The 15,170-nt window shown below is 60.7% G+C and carries 17 protein-coding genes; 9 read left to right on the top strand and 8 right to left on the bottom strand.

Features of this window, described 5'->3' with window-relative positions:
- Nucleotides 1-208 precede the first annotated feature (208 nt).
- Both QXU72_02815 and QXU72_02820 read left to right on the top strand, forming a co-directional pair.
- Nucleotides 209-1,429 (top strand): MFS transporter, encoded by a 1,221-nt coding sequence (locus QXU72_02815; GenBank protein ID MEM0494185.1) that lies wholly within the window; start codon nt 209-211, stop codon nt 1,427-1,429.
- 181 nt (nt 1,430-1,610) lie between these two features.
- Nucleotides 1,611-2,333: a glycerophosphodiester phosphodiesterase family protein gene (locus QXU72_02820; protein ID MEM0494186.1), complete on the top strand. Its 723-nt coding sequence runs from the start codon at nt 1,611-1,613 to the stop codon at nt 2,331-2,333.
- A 137-nt stretch (nt 2,334-2,470) separates the two neighbouring features.
- Here QXU72_02820 and QXU72_02825 read toward each other — a convergent pair whose 3' ends face one another.
- The 3 genes from QXU72_02825 to QXU72_02835 form a co-directional block, all read right to left on the bottom strand.
- The gene (locus QXU72_02825; protein MEM0494187.1) at nt 2,471-3,007 is read right to left on the bottom strand and encodes a DUF488 family protein; all 537 of its coding nucleotides are present in this window, start codon (nt 3,005-3,007) and stop codon (nt 2,471-2,473) included.
- A gap of 79 nt (nt 3,008-3,086) precedes the next feature.
- Nucleotides 3,087-4,550, bottom strand: coding sequence for a hypothetical protein (locus QXU72_02830; protein MEM0494188.1), 1,464 nt, complete (start codon nt 4,548-4,550; stop codon nt 3,087-3,089).
- On the bottom strand, nt 4,540-5,079 hold the full coding sequence (locus QXU72_02835) for an NUDIX hydrolase (GenBank protein ID MEM0494189.1): 540 nt from the start codon (nt 5,077-5,079) through the stop codon (nt 4,540-4,542). Before QXU72_02835 ends, QXU72_02830 begins: the two co-directional genes overlap by 11 nt.
- Nucleotides 5,080-5,187: 108 nt before the next feature.
- On the opposite strand from QXU72_02835, the gene QXU72_02840 reads away from it, so the two are divergent.
- Genes QXU72_02840 through brxL form a run of 7 tightly spaced genes read left to right on the top strand, consistent with a single transcriptional unit; the run spans nt 5,188 to nt 11,460 of the window.
- The gene (locus QXU72_02840) at nt 5,188-6,132 is read left to right on the top strand and encodes a substrate-binding domain-containing protein (protein ID MEM0494190.1); all 945 of its coding nucleotides are present in this window, start codon (nt 5,188-5,190) and stop codon (nt 6,130-6,132) included.
- 9 nt (nt 6,133-6,141) lie between these two features.
- Nucleotides 6,142-6,789: an ABC transporter permease gene (locus QXU72_02845; protein MEM0494191.1), complete on the top strand. Its 648-nt coding sequence runs from the start codon at nt 6,142-6,144 to the stop codon at nt 6,787-6,789.
- Complete coding sequence (locus QXU72_02850; GenBank protein MEM0494192.1) at nt 6,786-7,481, top strand: ATP-binding cassette domain-containing protein; 696 nt, start codon at nt 6,786-6,788, stop codon at nt 7,479-7,481. Before QXU72_02845 ends, QXU72_02850 begins: the two co-directional genes overlap by 4 nt.
- Nucleotides 7,466-8,575: a substrate-binding domain-containing protein gene (locus QXU72_02855; protein ID MEM0494193.1), complete on the top strand. Its 1,110-nt coding sequence runs from the start codon at nt 7,466-7,468 to the stop codon at nt 8,573-8,575. Before QXU72_02850 ends, QXU72_02855 begins: the two co-directional genes overlap by 16 nt.
- A gap of 28 nt (nt 8,576-8,603) precedes the next feature.
- Nucleotides 8,604-9,128: a QueT transporter family protein gene (locus tag QXU72_02860; GenBank protein MEM0494194.1), complete on the top strand. Its 525-nt coding sequence runs from the start codon at nt 8,604-8,606 to the stop codon at nt 9,126-9,128.
- 25 nt (nt 9,129-9,153) lie between these two features.
- Nucleotides 9,154-10,032 carry a hypothetical protein gene (locus QXU72_02865; GenBank protein ID MEM0494195.1) on the top strand — a complete coding sequence of 293 codons (879 nt, stop codon included), beginning with the start codon at nt 9,154-9,156 and terminating at the stop codon, nt 10,030-10,032.
- Between the two features lie 12 nt (nt 10,033-10,044).
- Nucleotides 10,045-11,460 (top strand): BREX system Lon protease-like protein BrxL, encoded by a 1,416-nt coding sequence (gene brxL, locus QXU72_02870; GenBank protein ID MEM0494196.1) that lies wholly within the window; start codon nt 10,045-10,047, stop codon nt 11,458-11,460.
- An 11-nt stretch (nt 11,461-11,471) separates the two neighbouring features.
- Here the strand turns inward: brxL and QXU72_02875 are convergent, their stop codons facing one another.
- The 5 genes from QXU72_02875 to QXU72_02895 all read right to left on the bottom strand — a co-directional run bounded on the left by QXU72_02875 (nt 11,472) and on the right by QXU72_02895 (nt 15,167).
- On the bottom strand, nt 11,472-11,603 hold the full coding sequence (locus QXU72_02875) for a hypothetical protein (GenBank protein MEM0494197.1): 132 nt from the start codon (nt 11,601-11,603) through the stop codon (nt 11,472-11,474).
- Nucleotides 11,604-11,696: 93 nt separating this feature from the next.
- The gene (locus QXU72_02880) at nt 11,697-12,401 is read right to left on the bottom strand and encodes an ABC transporter ATP-binding protein (protein MEM0494198.1); all 705 of its coding nucleotides are present in this window, start codon (nt 12,399-12,401) and stop codon (nt 11,697-11,699) included.
- A gap of 6 nt (nt 12,402-12,407) precedes the next feature.
- Nucleotides 12,408-13,175 carry an ABC transporter ATP-binding protein gene (locus QXU72_02885; protein ID MEM0494199.1) on the bottom strand — a complete coding sequence of 256 codons (768 nt, stop codon included), beginning with the start codon at nt 13,173-13,175 and terminating at the stop codon, nt 12,408-12,410.
- Nucleotides 13,168-14,211, bottom strand: a complete 1,044-nt coding sequence (locus QXU72_02890) for a branched-chain amino acid ABC transporter permease (GenBank protein ID MEM0494200.1) — start codon at nt 14,209-14,211, stop codon at nt 13,168-13,170. The genes QXU72_02885 and QXU72_02890 overlap by 8 nt, the downstream gene beginning before the upstream one ends.
- Complete coding sequence (locus QXU72_02895; protein MEM0494201.1) at nt 14,208-15,167, bottom strand: branched-chain amino acid ABC transporter permease; 960 nt, start codon at nt 15,165-15,167, stop codon at nt 14,208-14,210. The genes QXU72_02890 and QXU72_02895 overlap by 4 nt, the downstream gene beginning before the upstream one ends.
- Between the last annotated feature and the right edge of the window lie 3 nt (nt 15,168-15,170).

A 15,170-nucleotide genomic window follows, 5' to 3' on the forward strand; every position in this document is an offset into this window, starting at 1 on the left:
TAGGGCTTCTGCTATAACTGCCTGCCGGTGGCGCTCGGAGGGATGGAGAGGCCGCTCAGCCGACAGGAACCGCTTAGAGAGGGTTCGCGCCAGTTTCTCGCAGATGCTGAGCTCGGCGGACCCGAAGGAAACTCATATTTTAGGAAGCTCAGCGTGACCTCAGAGTCTGCGGATTAGCACTACAGGCTGCTCGCCGCGGTGGCGCGCTATGCTTAAGCGGAGAGGTAAGCTCGGCAGGAACGCGAAGTGGCTGCTGCTAACGGAGCCGGGATGGTCTTTACCAATGCCCTCCATCTTCTACTATCAGTCCATCTACGTTGTAGAGCTAGGTTTCAGCGAGATCGAGTACGGGCTCCTCGTGAGCCTCTTAAAAGGCTTCTCGATCCTGACTCCTTTCGCCGCTGTCCCCCTAGCGTCTAGGGTGGGCTTCAAGAGAGCTTTCCTGCTGATCGATGTGCTGGGCAACGCCGGCTTCCTTCTCCCTCTCATCTCGGGGAAGCGCGAGCTCCTACCTCTAGCGTTCGCAGCAGGCTCACTTATCGCGGCCTCCAGTATCCTCTGGGAGGTGCTTCTCGTGACGGGAACCGACGAGGACGCCTTGGTGACTGCCTACTCGATATCTTCCGTGATCTACATCGTTGGGAGCATGCTCCCTCCTCTCGCGGGGGTAGTAATGGAGCGGCTGGGAATCGTGAACGGCTACAGGCTCGCCGCTCTCGCCGCTCTTACCAGCTTCCTGGCTAAGACCGCCGTCCTAGCATTCACCCTGGAGGAGCCTCGTGATGGGTCTTCGCGCAGGGGTGCGAGCCGGCCCAGCTTCGCTCGCTCCATCCGAGAAGTTCTCTCGGATCGCGGTGCGGGACTGCTGCTACTTTACTTCATGCTGTCTTCGATTCTCTACTCCGTCTTCAGCTACCTCTCCCTCTACTTGCACGACGAGAGGGGGGCTAGGATGCGCGTCGAGGACGTAGGGCTCATCTCAACGATCTCGTCGGCGGTCTCCCTCCTGGTTGTCCTCACAGTCGCGGTGAGGCCTCTCAACCCGCTCGCATACCTGATCGCGTCGGCTACCGCTGGCTCCCTGGCTTACGCGCTCTACTCTCTGTCGAGCCTGGAGCCTAAGCTCGCCTTCGCGGCTGCTGCTCTCTCCGGGCTGCGGGGAGCCGAGTTCTCCGTAGCGCGAGCTCTGTTCATCGGGCTGCTCGGCGGCGGAGTGTTCGAGAGAGGACACGCGATAACTCTCTCCTACACTCTCGGCAGTCTTGTCGAAGTTCCAGCTCCAGCCGCGGTAGGGCTGCTCTACAGGCTCCACCCAGTGGCTATCTGGTTGCTTGCGCTTACAGCCACGCTCACACAGATCGCTGCACTCGTTCTACTGAGGAGGGCGAGCGGGCGGAACCTCTTCCCAGCGGCGCGCAGCTCCCAGTGACCCGTGAGCGGAAGCGCGCATACCGCTCTCCACACGGGGGAGGGGTTCGAAGGAGGGTTACCTTTCTCGAAGCCGGAGGCGCGCCAGGCTCCCGGCGGCCCCGCAGCGCTAGCGCCTACAAAGAGCTTACCGCTGCGTGATCCGAGCGATGAATTTATTGCTGGACGCAAAAGCAAGGTAAATGCTCATCGGCGATTTGAAGGGTAGGTTTTTCGTCGTCGCACACAGGGGAGCTAGCGGGCACGAGCCTGAGAACACCCTGAGAGCTGTCAGGAGGGCTATCGAGATCGGCGCGGACGTTGTAGAGGTCGACGTCAGGGTGAGCAAGGACGGGGCACTGGTCGTGATTCACGATGACACCGTGGACAGGACGACGAGCGGCCGGGGCAAGGTTCGCGACATGACTGCTGCCGAGCTGAGGAGCCTGGATGCCGGGAAGGGGGAGAGGATCCCCCTGCTCGAAGAGGTTCTCGACGAGGTGAAGGGCAGGGTCGCACTTTTCCTCGAGATAAAGGAACTTGAAGCTGCGGCACCCGCGCTGCGCCTCGTAAAGGAGCGCGGCATGCTAGACCAGGTTCTCTTCATTTCCTTTGACCAGGAGACCCTTTCGGCGGTGAAGGGTGCGGAGCCTGCCGCACACGTGGGTCTCATCTACGTCAAGCCGGAGGGTGGGATCGTTGAAGCGAAGCGCCTAGGCTGCGAGTTCGTGCTCCCCTACTACCGGCTGGCGACGGAGAAGGCTGTCGCCTTCGCTCACAGGATGAAGCTTCTAGTCGTAGCGTGGACGGTGGACGACCCAGCGCTAGCGGCTGAGCTGAAAGGCAGAGGCGTGGATGGTGTTGCGTCAAACTACCCAGATAGAATACTGCCGCTCCGCGGCGGTACGAGCGCGTCAACGCGTTGACACGCCGCGGTTGCTCAGAGTCGCCCTCGCTCGCTGCTGCGAGCCGCGGGCACCGGCGCGGATCCTAGACGGTTAAAGACCGAGGGTCGAGCACGAGCCGGCCAGATCTACGAAGCCGCTTAGAGCTCGGCGGGAATTCAGCATTCTCTTTGTGTAAACTCCCGCGGGAGCTTGGATGACAAGTATTCGCGGCAGGGCGAGCCGGCGTGTTCTACCATCTCCTCGCCGATGATGTGGAGTACCTCGACTCCCATCGCGGTGAGCGCGTCAGCGATAAACTGCCTGTGGCAGTGCTCGGGCCTCCTCTCTTTGCAGATGATCAGCGGGGCCAGCCCCTCAGCAGCCATACCCCTTATCCTCGAGAGGGCGTTGAGCGCTAAAGGCTCGGTAGCCAGGTAGGCTACGTACGCTTGAAACGTGGGTGAGCTCGTGCAGGCTATAGGCTCCGCAGCCTTGTACTTCTTGCTCAAGCCGAGCGCCCCGAGCTCGCCGAGCCAGACGTAGGAAACCCCCACTCTCTCTAGCTCCACCTTCAAGCTCTCACCGCTGTAGAAGCCGACGCGCGAGCGGGGAAACCTGCGCACATCAACCACCACTCTGCAGCCTACACTGCTCAACACTTCGAGGAAGCGTTCGGGCGGCAAGCCGCCGTAGCCGAGCGTGTACGCGCGCACCAACAGGGATGGGGGCTACGCGGGGGAAAAGAGTTTCGCCCGCGCAGCTGTTCGCGATCTCTCAGGCCTCGGGGCCCGGCTAGGGCCGGTGCTCCCGCGTAAGCCAGCTGGTGGCTCTGCGGTAGAGCTGCCTGGCAACGTCCCGGAACCAGCTGTCGATCGCGTAAAGTACCGCGAAGTAGACTGCTGCTCCCAGGGCTACCGCGAGGAGCACCTCCCTTATCCTCAGGGGGCTTAGCGGGGTGAGGGCACAATACATCGCTAAGCCCGCTGCGAGGAACTTCACGGCTCCTGGTGGCAGAAGCTTAAACCCTTTCGCAGCTGCCCACTTTGCGAGGCAGGCTAGCACTGCTAACTCTACGAGGAGCCCGGCCAGCCGGGAGTAGAGCGCTGTGCTCAAGGGGTCTGCGTGCAGAAGCACAGCAGCGTAGACGCCCGCTAGGCGCAGTAAGGCTCCCGCGTAGCTGAGCACTACCAGCTTGAAGAAAGCCGTCCCTACCAGTTCTCTGGGCTTCGCGTTCATAGCGTCCGCCCGCTCCACGCCTTGAAGCGCGTCGGAGAGGATACTGTTCACGGAGCCCAGGAGCGCTGTGAAGGAGGCTACCCTGAGCACCGGGGCTGCAGCCGCGTAGAGTGGGTTCATGACGTAGAGAAGGCTTTGAGAAAGCGCTACCGAGCCGAGCGCCGCGGGGACGCCGATCACAAGCACCAGCCTGAGAGCTTCCTCCGTGAACACTGCCGCGCTGCTGCTGTCGGTGGTGAGGAGCTTCTGGTAGAGCCCCCTCCCGAGGAAGTAGGAGTAGGCGATCAAGTTCGCGAAAGGCAAGATGATGGTGTAGAACGCAACCGCATCGTTTCCGGAAAAGTGCGATATCAGGAGCACGTCTGCGGAAGCGATCAGGGGTATAGGCGCGCCCAAGGCTGTGATCCATGAGTAGCCGAGAACCTTTCTCGCGGTTTCGAGCCTCGGCCGCAGGGAGAGCTCCCTTCTAGTGAAGTAGGCGAGCGCTGCGAGCTGCGCCACGTGGCCGGAAAGCACCGCGATGAGAGCGTGGGTGAGCGTCACCTTGCCTCTCAGCGCGAAGAAAGCAGCAGCCGCTAGCTTGAAGGTTTCGAAAAACACTTCGGAGGTTGCAGCAGCCGCCGGCCTCGTCGCGTACAGCGAGGCGTACAGCGCTCCGCTAACGTACTGGACGGGCACGTAGGCGAGCACGACTTTGAGAGCCGCCTCGGGAATCCCGAACGTGGCGGATATGCCTGGCGACAGGAGAGCCAGCAGCGCGGTGGCTGCAGCAGAAAAGGAGAGAGCAAGAGCGAAGCCTGTTGCTGTCACGCTCTCGTCGCCGAATGCCCGCAGCCTCGTAACCCAGAAGTTCACGAAGGAAGCCATCAGCGCGTACACAAGTATCGAGGAGATTACCCCCCAGGCGCCGAAATCCTCCGGGGAGAGGTTCCTGGTCATGATGAGTATGAACGCTGCGCCGACCAGCACGCTGTACAGCTTACTCACGTAAAACAGCGCTCCGACGAGCCTAAGCCCCACGCAACCACCCGCTTCTCTCAGCGTAGAGGAGGATAGCTGCGAGCGACTTCAAGTCTCCCTCCCCGCTCCCGCAGAGCCTAATGTACTCGAGAGGGTTCAGCTCCACGACCTCCAAGAACTCGCCCTCATCGGGGCGGGCGGCAGCTTTCGCAAGCTTTCTGGCGGTAAAGATCTCGATTAGCTCATCGCTGTAGCCTGGCGAGACGTACGCTCGCCCAAGGCTCTCAAGCTCCCCGGCGCGGTACCCCGTCTCTTCTTCAAGCTCCCTGGCAGCAGCTTCGCGAGGATCCTCTCCGGGCTCGACGCGGCCCGCGGGGAGCTCGATAATCCACTTCGCGATGGGGGCCCGCCACTGCCGCACGAAAATCAGCCGACCCCGTGCCAGCTCCGGGACGATGACCACGGAGCGCCCGAAAGACACTAGATCCTTCTCGAAAAGCCTCCCATCCCACTCGACGATCCTCCGGTAAAGCGCGACCCGGCGCCCGCGGCACAGCAGCTGGTCGTCAACCACCCTTGGGCTACTCAAAGGCACCACCGTGCTGACAGCCTAGCGTGGCGAAGCACCCCCTCTTATAACTCTCCCAGAGCGGCATGGCAGGAAATTTTAAATACGCTATCAAAATTCTGAGAAACGATGGGTAAGCGCTTAGCAGCTGGAGTTCTCGTGGTTCTGCTCTTCGTCTCTCTCTACCTGGTTCTCACCGCTCGGCAGGGCGAGAGCGGGGAGGCTTCCCAGCGCTCGGCGCGGAGAGTCCTTGTGAGAGTAGCGACTACGACGAGCCTCGACGCATCGGGACTGCTGGACACGCTCAAGAGAGAGTTCGAGATCAGGCACCCGGGCATCGAGGTGGTGTGGGTGGCTGTTGGGACAGGCCAAGCGCTCGAGATGGCGAGAAGGGGGGATGTTGACCTGGTGTTGACGCACGATAGAGAGCTTGAAGATAGGTTCATCAGCGAAGGCTACGGAGTCCACGGGGTCACTTTCGCCTGTAACGAGTTCTACGTGCTGGGGCCTCCTGAGGACCCCGCCGGGGTTTCAGGAGCGCGTAGCGCTGCCGAGGCTTTTTCTAGAGTCTACTCTGCGGGTGAGGCTGGTAGAGCGGTGTTTGTTTCGCGGGGCGATAACTCGGGTACGCACCTGAAAGAGCTGAGTCTCTGGTCGAGCGCTGGGCTCAGCCCTGGAGGGAAGCCCTGGTACCGCGAGACCGGTCAAGGCATGGCTCAGACCCTGATGGTAGCTGACCAGCTGCGCGCGTACACTCTGTGTGACTCCTCCACTTACGCGGCTTTCGCCAGTAGGGTGGGCTTGAAGGTTCTCTTCAGAGGAGACCTCTCGCTTAGGAACTTCTACCGCGCGATTCTCGTGAATCCGGAGAGGTTCCCCTGGGTTAGCTACAGCGCAGCGCACGAGTTCGTGAAGTTCGTGGTATCGCCCGAGGGTCAGAGAGCGGTCAGCGAGCACCGCAAGGGCGGACTGCAGCTCTTCGAAGCTTGCTTCGGCAGGTTCGATGTCTTAGAGTTGGGTGGCCCCTACGAGAGGGAGCAGGTAGAGTACTGGGAGAAACAGCTGAGCGGCTAGGTGGCTTGCATGGAGCCCTACGAGCTGCTCCACATTACGTTGCTGTCCGTGAAAGTCTCGCTGACGGCGACCCTCCTGTCTTCTGCGGTAGGCGTTCCTCTCGGGCTCTTCCTGGCTACGAGGGCCCGCTGGAAGCGAGCGCTGAGCTTACTCGTGAACACGGCGATGGGTCTACCCCCCGTCCTTCTCGGGCTTCTGCTCTACCTCCTCCTCTCGAGGAGCGGCCCCCTAAGCTTTCTCGGCCTGCTCTTCACTCCCGAGGGGATGGTTCTCTCGCAGTTTCTCCTCACTCTACCGATAGTCGCGGGCTTGACGATGGCGGCTGTAGAGGCCCTCCCCCGCGACGTTAAGGAGCTTATCGACTCTATCAGCACGAGCCCGCTCTACCGGTACCTGTTCTACCTGAGCGAAGTCCGCGCGCACGTGTTCGCCGCGTCGCTGACCGCGCTAGCGAGAGCGGTCTCCGAGGTTGGCTCCGTCATAATCGTTGGCGGAAACATCCGCTACCACACCCGCGTGCTCACAACAGCTATCGTGTACTACACGAACGCTGGGGACTTCGAGGCTGCGCTGCAGCTAGGCGGGGTTCTCGTGCTTCTCTACTTTGCTGCGAACTTGCTGGCTTTAGCGATTAGAGCGAGGGTGGTTCAAGCATGATCGAAGCGAGATCCCTTGTGAAGGCTTACGGTGGGGTGCCCGTTCTGAGGGGGGTAAGCGTCTTCGCGAGGAGAGGCGAGGTGACGTGCATCGTAGGTCCTAACGGCTCTGGAAAGACCACGCTTCTCAGGATCCTGGCTCTGCTGGAGAAGCCGGACTCCGGCGAGGTGCTTTACGACGGTGTAGTGCCTGCAAGCAGCGAGCAGGTAGCCAGGGTGAAGGCTAAGACTGCTTACGTTCCACAGAGGGCCCACGCCCTTTCGATGAGCGTCTACAGCAACGTTTACCTTGCGCTGCGCAGCAGGGGTGTCCCGCCTCAGGAGGCTTCGAGGCGCGCTGAGGAAGCGCTGAAGGTTTTCGGGCTCTACGAGGCCAGGAGGAAGAGCGCGCTTTCCCTCTCTGGCGGGCAGAGGCAGCTCCTCTCCGTCGCGAGAGCTCTCGCGCTCCAACCGGAGTACATGCTCCTCGACGAGCCGACGAGCAACCTGGACTCAGAGAGAGCTGCACTCGTCCTTAAGCTACTCAAAAGCTTCGCGCGGGAGGAGGGTGCCGCGGTCATCCTGGTTACGCACAGGGTGGCAGAAGCGAGGGAGATCGCTGACAGAACCTTCATCCTAATGAGCGGTAGAGTCGTCGCCGCGCTTGACGGCGCGCCTGAGGGGGAGGAGCTGGAGAAGTGGCTAGGGGGCTGATCATGAGAGACGAGCTCGAGCCCCTACCTAGGTTCGCGAAGCTCTTAGAGCGGGGGGAGGTTAGCTTCCACTTCGCAATTCGGGCCGGTGAAGCGCTCCTCGGGAGGGACCTGCTCGCAGTTCTCAAAGCTGTAGAGTCCTCGGGGACTCTGAGGAGAGCGTCCGAGGTTCTTGGCGCGGGCTACAGCGCAGCCTGGAGGGTTCTGAGCGATTCGGAATTGGCGCTAGGAGTGAAGCTCGTGAGGCGCACCGCTGGAGGCTACGGCGGTGGGGGGGCTTTTCTCACCCCGCACGGCGCGCTCGTCCTGGGGAGGCTGGAGTACATCCTGAGGAGGATTAACTCTCTTCGCAAGGTGCTGGCGACGCCGGACCTCCGGATCTACGGGAGCGATTGCCCCGGCGTTAGGCTGGTCGTGGACGACCTTTGGGAGAGGGGTCTGGGCTCGGTTTACTCGGCTGTCGGGTCCTGGAATGGGCTCGAGCTGCTCTCCGAGGGCCTCTGCGAGGTATCAGGGCTCCACATACCCAACCCAGACGGCGAGGGGTACAACACTTTCATTCTCCGCGATGAGCGCTTTAAGGGCCGCTTAGTGCTAGTCCGCGGCTACGTCAGAAGGGTGGGCTTCGTCGTGAGGAAGGGGAACCCCAAGTCCATCAGGAGCTTCCGAGACCTCGCGCGCCCCGGCATCGTGCTGGCGAACCGGAACAGGGGCAGCGGGACCCGATCCTTTGTGGATGATCAGCTGAAGAGGCTGGCAGCGCAGGAAGGCATTCCCGTAAAGCGCCTGCTATCCTCGGTCAGAGGGTACCGCAGCGAGCACCCCTCCCACACAGCTGTCGCGCACGCCGTAGCCTCGGGCAGAGCTGACGTGGGAGTGGCGCTCGAGTGGGCGGCAAAGCTCTTTGACCTGGACTTCGTGCCCCTGCGCGAAGAGCACTACGACTTCGCTGTGCTGCGAAGCGCTTTAACCTCCAGAGGGGTCAGGGAGTTCCTAGAGGCGTTGGGGAGCAGCAACGTTAGGAAAGGACTCGAGAGCCTTGGCTTCACCGTGCCGAGCGATATAGGCAGCGTTCTCCACGGAAAGCAAGCTTAAAATCGGTCTTCCTTCTCGCTGCTGACCTGTGAGAGCTAGAGAAGCAGCTCTCTCGTCAATAATAGCGGCGACCTACGCCGTACTCGTCATAGTGCTGGCACCCATCTCATTCGGGCTTGTGCAAGTCCGCCTAGCCGACGCCCTGATCCCTCTATCCACGGTTCTCGGCTACCCTGCTGCTGTCGGCGTCACGGTGGGCTGCTTCGTCGGGAACCTGGTCGCAGCATCCTGGGGAAGTCCCCTCCTCAACTTGGTGGACGCCATTCTCGGCAGCGCTGCGAACTTTCTGGCAGGCTACCTGGGCTGGAAGCTTTGCTCCAGCTGCGGCTTCAGGAGGAGAGCGCTCGCCGCGCTAGTGCAAGCTACGGTGATTTCGCTGATCGTCGGGGCGTACTTGAGGTACCTGCTGCTCTGGGCTTTCGACCTCGATGTTCCCATCGCTTTATCGATCCTCTCCGTTTTCGCCGGCTCGCTAGCTTCCGTGGTCGCGGTGGGCGTGCCGCTCGCTGCCCTCGTGGAAAGGAGGCTGCCGGCTGGACGGAACCCTCTTTAACTCTCAGCTTTTTTCGTTCAGGATGGTGAAAGGTGAAGTCGTTTCACCTCCTTTTCTCGCTTTCCCCGAGAGGTTAGTGTTTGGAATCTTGCTTTCCGCAGCGCCACTATTCCCGCCTGAAGTTGCTCCTGCACACCTGCTGCCCTTGATACCCTTTGCCGCAGTGGGACTCGCTTTCGGAAAGGTTTCGCGGCTGCAGAGGTTCACCGTCATCTTAGCCTACGTCCTCTCCCTTGGGGCTCTCTCCTCAGCGGACTCGTTTTCCCAAGTTTCCTCTCTCTGCTTCTTCCTGGGGCTCGCCTACCTCCTGCTGGCCTGGATCGATGCGAAGCTGACAGCCTACGTTTTCCTCCCCGGCGAGGTGAGGGTGCGCTCGATACAGCTAGAGGAGCTCAAGCTCCGCGAGGAAGCGGTGGATCTCCGCCTCGAGGATGTTGTGAGCATTACGAAAAGGGTGCCCATCCTCTCCAGCCTGCTCAAGCTGCGCTTCTACGACGTTTACTTAAGGACTAGGGGCGGAGAGCTGCGCCTCCGCGGCCTACCCGAGAGCTTGAAGCTGGAAGCGTGGCTGAGGCGGCGCCTCGAGGTTCCGCGCACCGAGAAGAAAATCCAGCAGCAGGCAGCGGGGGAGGAGGCGAAGCGCACAGCTCGGGAGCTCGAAGATCTGCGGAGAGCTCTCGAGAAGGGCTCCGCGAGGAGGGTGGTGGTTTCAGCGGGTAGCGCTAGCGCTAGCCTCAGCGCAGAGTTCTTGAACCCTAAAGCTGACGCGCTCGATGTGATCGAGGACGCGTACCTCCTCGCAGAGAGAGTTCTGCAGAGGTTTGGTGCGGGCGGGAAGCCTAGGCTCCGCGTGGAGAGCGCTGAAGGCGGGTTAAGGACAAATAGGATTGAGAGGTTACTTTAACGGGGGACTCGATTGCTCTCCAGCGCCGGCTCCAAGGTGCGCAGAATTTTCGGCGACGCTGTCGTCGACAAAGGGCTGGCCAGGCGAGTCGGTGTCAGCCGCGTGCCTGCCTTCATCACGGAATACCTTTTGTCGAGGCTGTGCCAGGGCGAGGACTCGGTGTGCGTTGAGAAAGCTGCGAGGCTGATAGCGGAGCTCCACCCGGAGCCTGGGGATCGCGAGAGGTTTCTAGGCGTCCTCAAGGAGAGGGGGGAGGTGAAGATTCTCGACGAGTTCAGGGTCCGCGTAGACCTGAAGAGGAACCTTTACCTGCTGCAGATCCCGTCTCTGGGCATCAACGACGCGCTCGTCGACAACGCTCTGCCGAGGACATACGAGAGGATTTTCTCGGGGCTCTGGGGGATCGGCGTGCTACGCTACACCCCCCGTTCGGCGCAGAGCAGCCGCTCCGGGAAAGTGACGCCAGTCACCTTGGTAGACTTCGAGCCTTTCCAGACGGAGATCGTCGACGCGAGGAGCTTCGCTGAAGCTAGGGAGGAGTTTACGACAGAGGAGTGGGTAGACCTTCTCATCACCAGCGTCGGCCTCAACCCGGCTATGTACAGTTTTGAGCAGAAAGTGCTCCTTCTCGCGAGGCTCATACCTCTCGTTGAGCCTAACGTGAACACGCTAGAGCTAGGCCCGAGAGCCACGGGGAAGACTTACGTCTACCGCAACCTCACCTACTACTCGAGGATCTACGCCGGCGGCACCGTGACTCCGGCTAGGCTATTCTTCGACGCGAGGCTTTCCTTGCCCGGCGACCTGGCTGTGAACGACGTGGTTGTGTTCGACGAGGTTAGCAGAGTCAAGTTCTCGAGCGCGGACGAAATAGCGTCTAAGCTTAAAGACTACATGGTCGACGGCTTCTTCGAGAGGGGGTCTCTGAAGAGAGCCCACAGCACCTGCTCTCTGGTATTCCTCGGCAACATAGACCTTGAAGCTCTAGGAGATGCTTCGTCGGCGCTATCGTACCTTCCCTCGTTTATGCACGATACAGCTTTCCTGGACAGGATTCACGGCTTCATCCACGGGTGGGAGCTCCCGAAGATAATGGAGAGCGGCAAGCACCTGGCTTCGGGCTACGGGCTAGCTTCCGACTACCTCGCCGAGGTGATGCACCGGTTGAGAAGCGAGTCTTTCGACGGTTTAGTCCAGGATCACGTCGAGCTTGTTGGGCAGTACACGATTAGGGATGAGAAAGCGGTGCGCAAGCTCGTGTCCGGTGCGCTCAAGCTCATCTACCCTAACGGGTCGATCGAGCGAGCAGTCCTCCAAAGAGTAGTTAACCTAGTCATCGATCTCAGGAACAACGTTGTGAGGCTCTTGACGGCTCTCTCGCCCAGCGAGTACCCTGCGAAGAAGCTCAGCGCGGTTGTTAGAGCGTAGCGCGGCTCAGCTTAAGGAAGGTATGCAGCGATTCTCGCCGCGATTACCGTGAACAGCAGAATGGCTAGCAAGCCCCCTACAGCGGCTGCAGCCTCCCTGACTGCTTTCTCTCCAGCTTCGCTCCTGGTACCTCTCATACGCATGGTTCCTAGAGGGGAACCACCACGCTATATTAAGATTTCGCCCACTGAGCCAGAACTACCGCTGTACGACCAAGGGAAAGAGAGCTCAGTGCTTTAAAGCACGAAGAAGAGCTTCTCGGGGGCGATTTCGCGGAGCTCGCTGACAGGAGCATGCTTCACGATCCTCCCGCTGACCAGCACGTACGCGGACTCTGAGACCTCGAAAGCTCTCTCAACGTTCTGCTCAACGAGCAGTATCGAAACGCCCCTAGTCTCCTGGATCTCCTTCACCTTCTTCATGAGGGTGGATCCGGCTTTGGGTGAGAGGCCGGCAGTAGGCTCGTCGAGAAGGAGGAGGCTTGGCCTGGTCATCAGCGCCCTTGCCACCGCTAGCATCTGCCTCTCGCCGCCGCTGAGGAACTTAGCCTTCTGGCTCCTCCTGCGCTTAATCTCCGGGAATAGCTCCAGCACGTCTTCGATGTCGGCCGCCACGGCCGGGTCTTTCCCGCGGATGAACGCTCCAACCTGGAGGTTCTCCTCGACAGTGAGGTTGGGGAAAACGTTGTCTAGTTGAGGAGCGTAGCCGATACCGAGCCTGACGAGCTCGTGAGGCCGCCTGCCAACCACGTCCTGCCCGTTGAAGCGAATCCTCCCGGAGTGCACGGAAGCAAGCCCGAAGACCGCGTTGAGGAGCGTTGTTTTCCCGGCGCCGTTCGGGCCGATCACGGCTACTATCTGCTTCTTCTCAACGCTGACGCTAACCCCTTGGAGCACGGTCATGTTGCCGTAACCCGCCCACAAGCTTTCGACTTCAAGCATCCCGGCTCACCCGATGTATGCTTCAATCACCTTCGGGTCGGAGACCACCTCTTCAGGCTTCCCCTCGGCGAGTAGCCTGCCGTTGTGCAGAACGTACACGTAGTCCACGTACTTGGTCAGGATCTCGATCCTGTGCTCTACGATGAAGAATGTGAGCCCTTCAGTTTCTCTCAGCTCGCGGACGAGCCTGAAGAGCTCGTGAGCAGCTGCTGCTTCAACACCCGCCGCGGGCTCGTCGAGCAGGTAAAGCTTCGCCGGAGTCATGAGGCCGCGGATGGTCTCGACGAGCTTCATGTGAGCTGCTGAAAGCTCAGAAACTTTCTTGTTCGCGTAGCTTAGCAGGCCGAAGCGCTTAAGGAGGGAGAGAGCGCGCCGGGCTAGCTCCCGCTCCTGATTCTCCCACCTCCGCTTCGAGAGCGACAAGAAGGGGTTCTCCCCACTCTGCCCCTGAGGCGTGACCAGCAGGTTCTCCAGGACCGTGAGCGAGCGGAAGAGCCTGGGAATCTGGAAAGTCCTGACGATCCCCTTCGCGAAAACCTCGTTGGGGTTCAAGCCGTGAATCCTCTCAACCCCGTTCTCCCCCCTGTACAGCACCTCCCCCTTATCGGGGGTGTAGAAGCCGGTCACAACGTTGAAGAGCGTCGTCTTTCCGCTGCCATTAGGCCCGATCAGCCCCACCACTCCTCTCTCGGGCACCGAGAGGGTGACCCCGTCTAGCGCCACGATGCCCCCGAACCGCTTCGAAACTTCTACCACCTCCAGTATGCTAGCCACTGCTCTCACCTGCCGCTCTCAGCGCTTCCTCTAACGCAGGCGTCTTAACAGGCTCCTCCGGAAGGAGGCCCTGCGGTCTCGCAATGATCAGCACCACGATGAGCAAGCCTACGGCGAACCACCTTATGTAGTCGGGCGAGACCACCGTTAAGCCGATCTGCGGAGTCACGAAGGTGAGCAGCCTGTCCAGGAGCGTGAAGACCGCGGCCCCGACCAGCGAGCCCTTGAGGTTGCCGAGCCCGCCCAGTATGATCATCGCCCAGACGTTGAACGTTACAGCTGGGACGAACATGTCGGGGTTCACGGCCGTCAGGTAGTACGCTAGGAGTGCTCCCGCGACGCCGGAGAAGCCTGAGCCGATGAAGAGCACCGTAGCCTTTATCCTCGGAACGTGCTTCCCGAGGCAGAGCGCAGCGATCTCATCGTCTCGCACAGCTTTAAGAGCGCGCCCGAAGGGGCTGTTCACCAGCCGGTTGAGCACCAGGTAGACCAGCGCGAGGAGGGACAGCACCACAGCGAGGAAGAGCGCTTCTCTCAGGCGCGGAACCGGCACCCAGGCGAAGGGGTTCGGGATAGCCATGAGGCCTTTGCTCGCGCCGAGCGGGGTGTAGTGCTGCAGGAAGATTCTCATGAGCTCTCCAGAGCTGAGGAGCGTGAAGCCGACGAAAGCGGGGCCTACGCGCAGGATGGGGTATGTAAGCAGGTAGCCCAGCGCGCCAGCCACGAGGAAAGCCAAGATCAGGGTCAGGGCGAAAAGCCCTAAGTTCACCAGGGGGTTGCGGGTCGAGAGATGCCCCAGGGCAATGATGCCCTTGATGTCGTAGGGTGGGGTTTCCGAGGTATCGATCCCGTAGATCGCGAGGAGGAGGTACGTCGAGAGAGCTGCGGCGACGTAGGCTCCGACCCCGTAGAAGAGAACCTTTCCGAAGTTGGTCACGCCGCTGACCCCTGACTCGAAGTTTAGGGAGAGTGCTAGAATCGAGTATATCCCGAGGAGCGTGAGCCAGCTGACCAGGAAACCTAAGATGTCGATCATCGCCCACCACCCACCTTCCTCCTGAACCTGTAGGGAAGCCCACCTGCGGCTCCTAAAGGCGGGGAAACGATGAGTACTGTGAGGAGAGTGACGAACGTGATGAATGGTCTAAAGCTCGTGGGGATGCCGAAGAACGTGTTTAAGGCTGCGATGCCGACGTTCTCCGCTAGGGAGATCGCGAGAGCCCCCAGAATGGTTCTCGAGAGGGAGACGAGCCCCCCGATGAAGCTCACCGCGAAAACCTGGAGGATCATCGCGTCAGCTGACGCCGGCGTGATCGTCCCCGAGAAGCTAGTCCACAGCACGCCCCCCACTGCCGCCGCGCCACCGCACAGGAACCAGGTGAACCTCAAGACCTTCTCGCGGGGTATGCCGGAGATTTCAGCTAGCGCGGGGTTATCCGCCACAGCCCGCATCGCGCGGCCCAGCGAAGTCTTCATTAAGAGGAGGTAAAGCGCGGTGCCGAAAGCTGTGGCAGATGCTAGGCTCGCTAGTAGCGAGTGGTCTACAGCAAAGTCGAGGATTCTCAAGTCCGGGATGTCCGCGTAGTCGATCCTGCCGTACGAGATGAAGTTCTTCATTGTGAAAGCGTGGGCTACGTCGGCCAGCATGTAGAGCAGGTAGTTGTACATGATCCACAGCCCCATCGAGGCTATCATGACGAACGCTGGCGACGCTCTTCTCCGCTCGAGAGGTCTGAAAACCGCTAGGTGGTTGAGCAGCGCGATGGAGCCGCCGACGAGGAACGCTGCCATAGCCGCTACCAGGAAGCTCCGGTTGCCGGCCAAACCGTGCAGGAAGATAGCGGTGTACATCCCGTAAGCGATGAAGTTCGAGTGCGAGAAGTTCAGCACCTTGCTAGTCCTGTAGCTGAGCGTCAAGGGTACGGAGAAGAGGAGGTAGAAGAGGAAGTACTGTAAAGAATTCAGTATTGAGTACGGGTACCCCGGTAGCATAGG

The sequence above is a fragment of the Thermofilum sp. genome (assembly GCA_038741495.1).
GTDB lineage: Archaea > Thermoproteota > Thermoprotei > Thermofilales > Thermofilaceae > Thermofilum.

Bases quoted from the DNA above. Each gene is read 5' to 3' on its own strand.
- QXU72_02880 (MEM0494198.1), bottom strand. From the start codon at position 12,401: ATGCTTGAAGTCGAAAGCTTGTGGGCGGGTTACGGCAACATGACCGTG.
- QXU72_02850 (MEM0494192.1), top strand. From the start codon at position 6,786: ATGATCGAAGCGAGATCCCTTGTGAAGGCTTACGGTGGGGTGCCCGTT.
- QXU72_02845 (MEM0494191.1), top strand. From the start codon at position 6,142: ATGGAGCCCTACGAGCTGCTCCACATTACGTTGCTGTCCGTGAAAGTC.
- QXU72_02840 (MEM0494190.1), top strand. From the start codon at position 5,188: ATGGGTAAGCGCTTAGCAGCTGGAGTTCTCGTGGTTCTGCTCTTCGTC.
- QXU72_02815 (MEM0494185.1), top strand. From the start codon at position 209: ATGCTTAAGCGGAGAGGTAAGCTCGGCAGGAACGCGAAGTGGCTGCTG.
- QXU72_02895 (MEM0494201.1), bottom strand. From the start codon at position 15,167: ATGCTACCGGGGTACCCGTACTCAATACTGAATTCTTTACAGTACTTC.
- QXU72_02875 (MEM0494197.1), bottom strand. From the start codon at position 11,603: ATGCGTATGAGAGGTACCAGGAGCGAAGCTGGAGAGAAAGCAGTCAGG.
- QXU72_02890 (MEM0494200.1), bottom strand. From the start codon at position 14,211: ATGATCGACATCTTAGGTTTCCTGGTCAGCTGGCTCACGCTCCTCGGG.
- QXU72_02820 (MEM0494186.1), top strand. From the start codon at position 1,611: ATGCTCATCGGCGATTTGAAGGGTAGGTTTTTCGTCGTCGCACACAGG.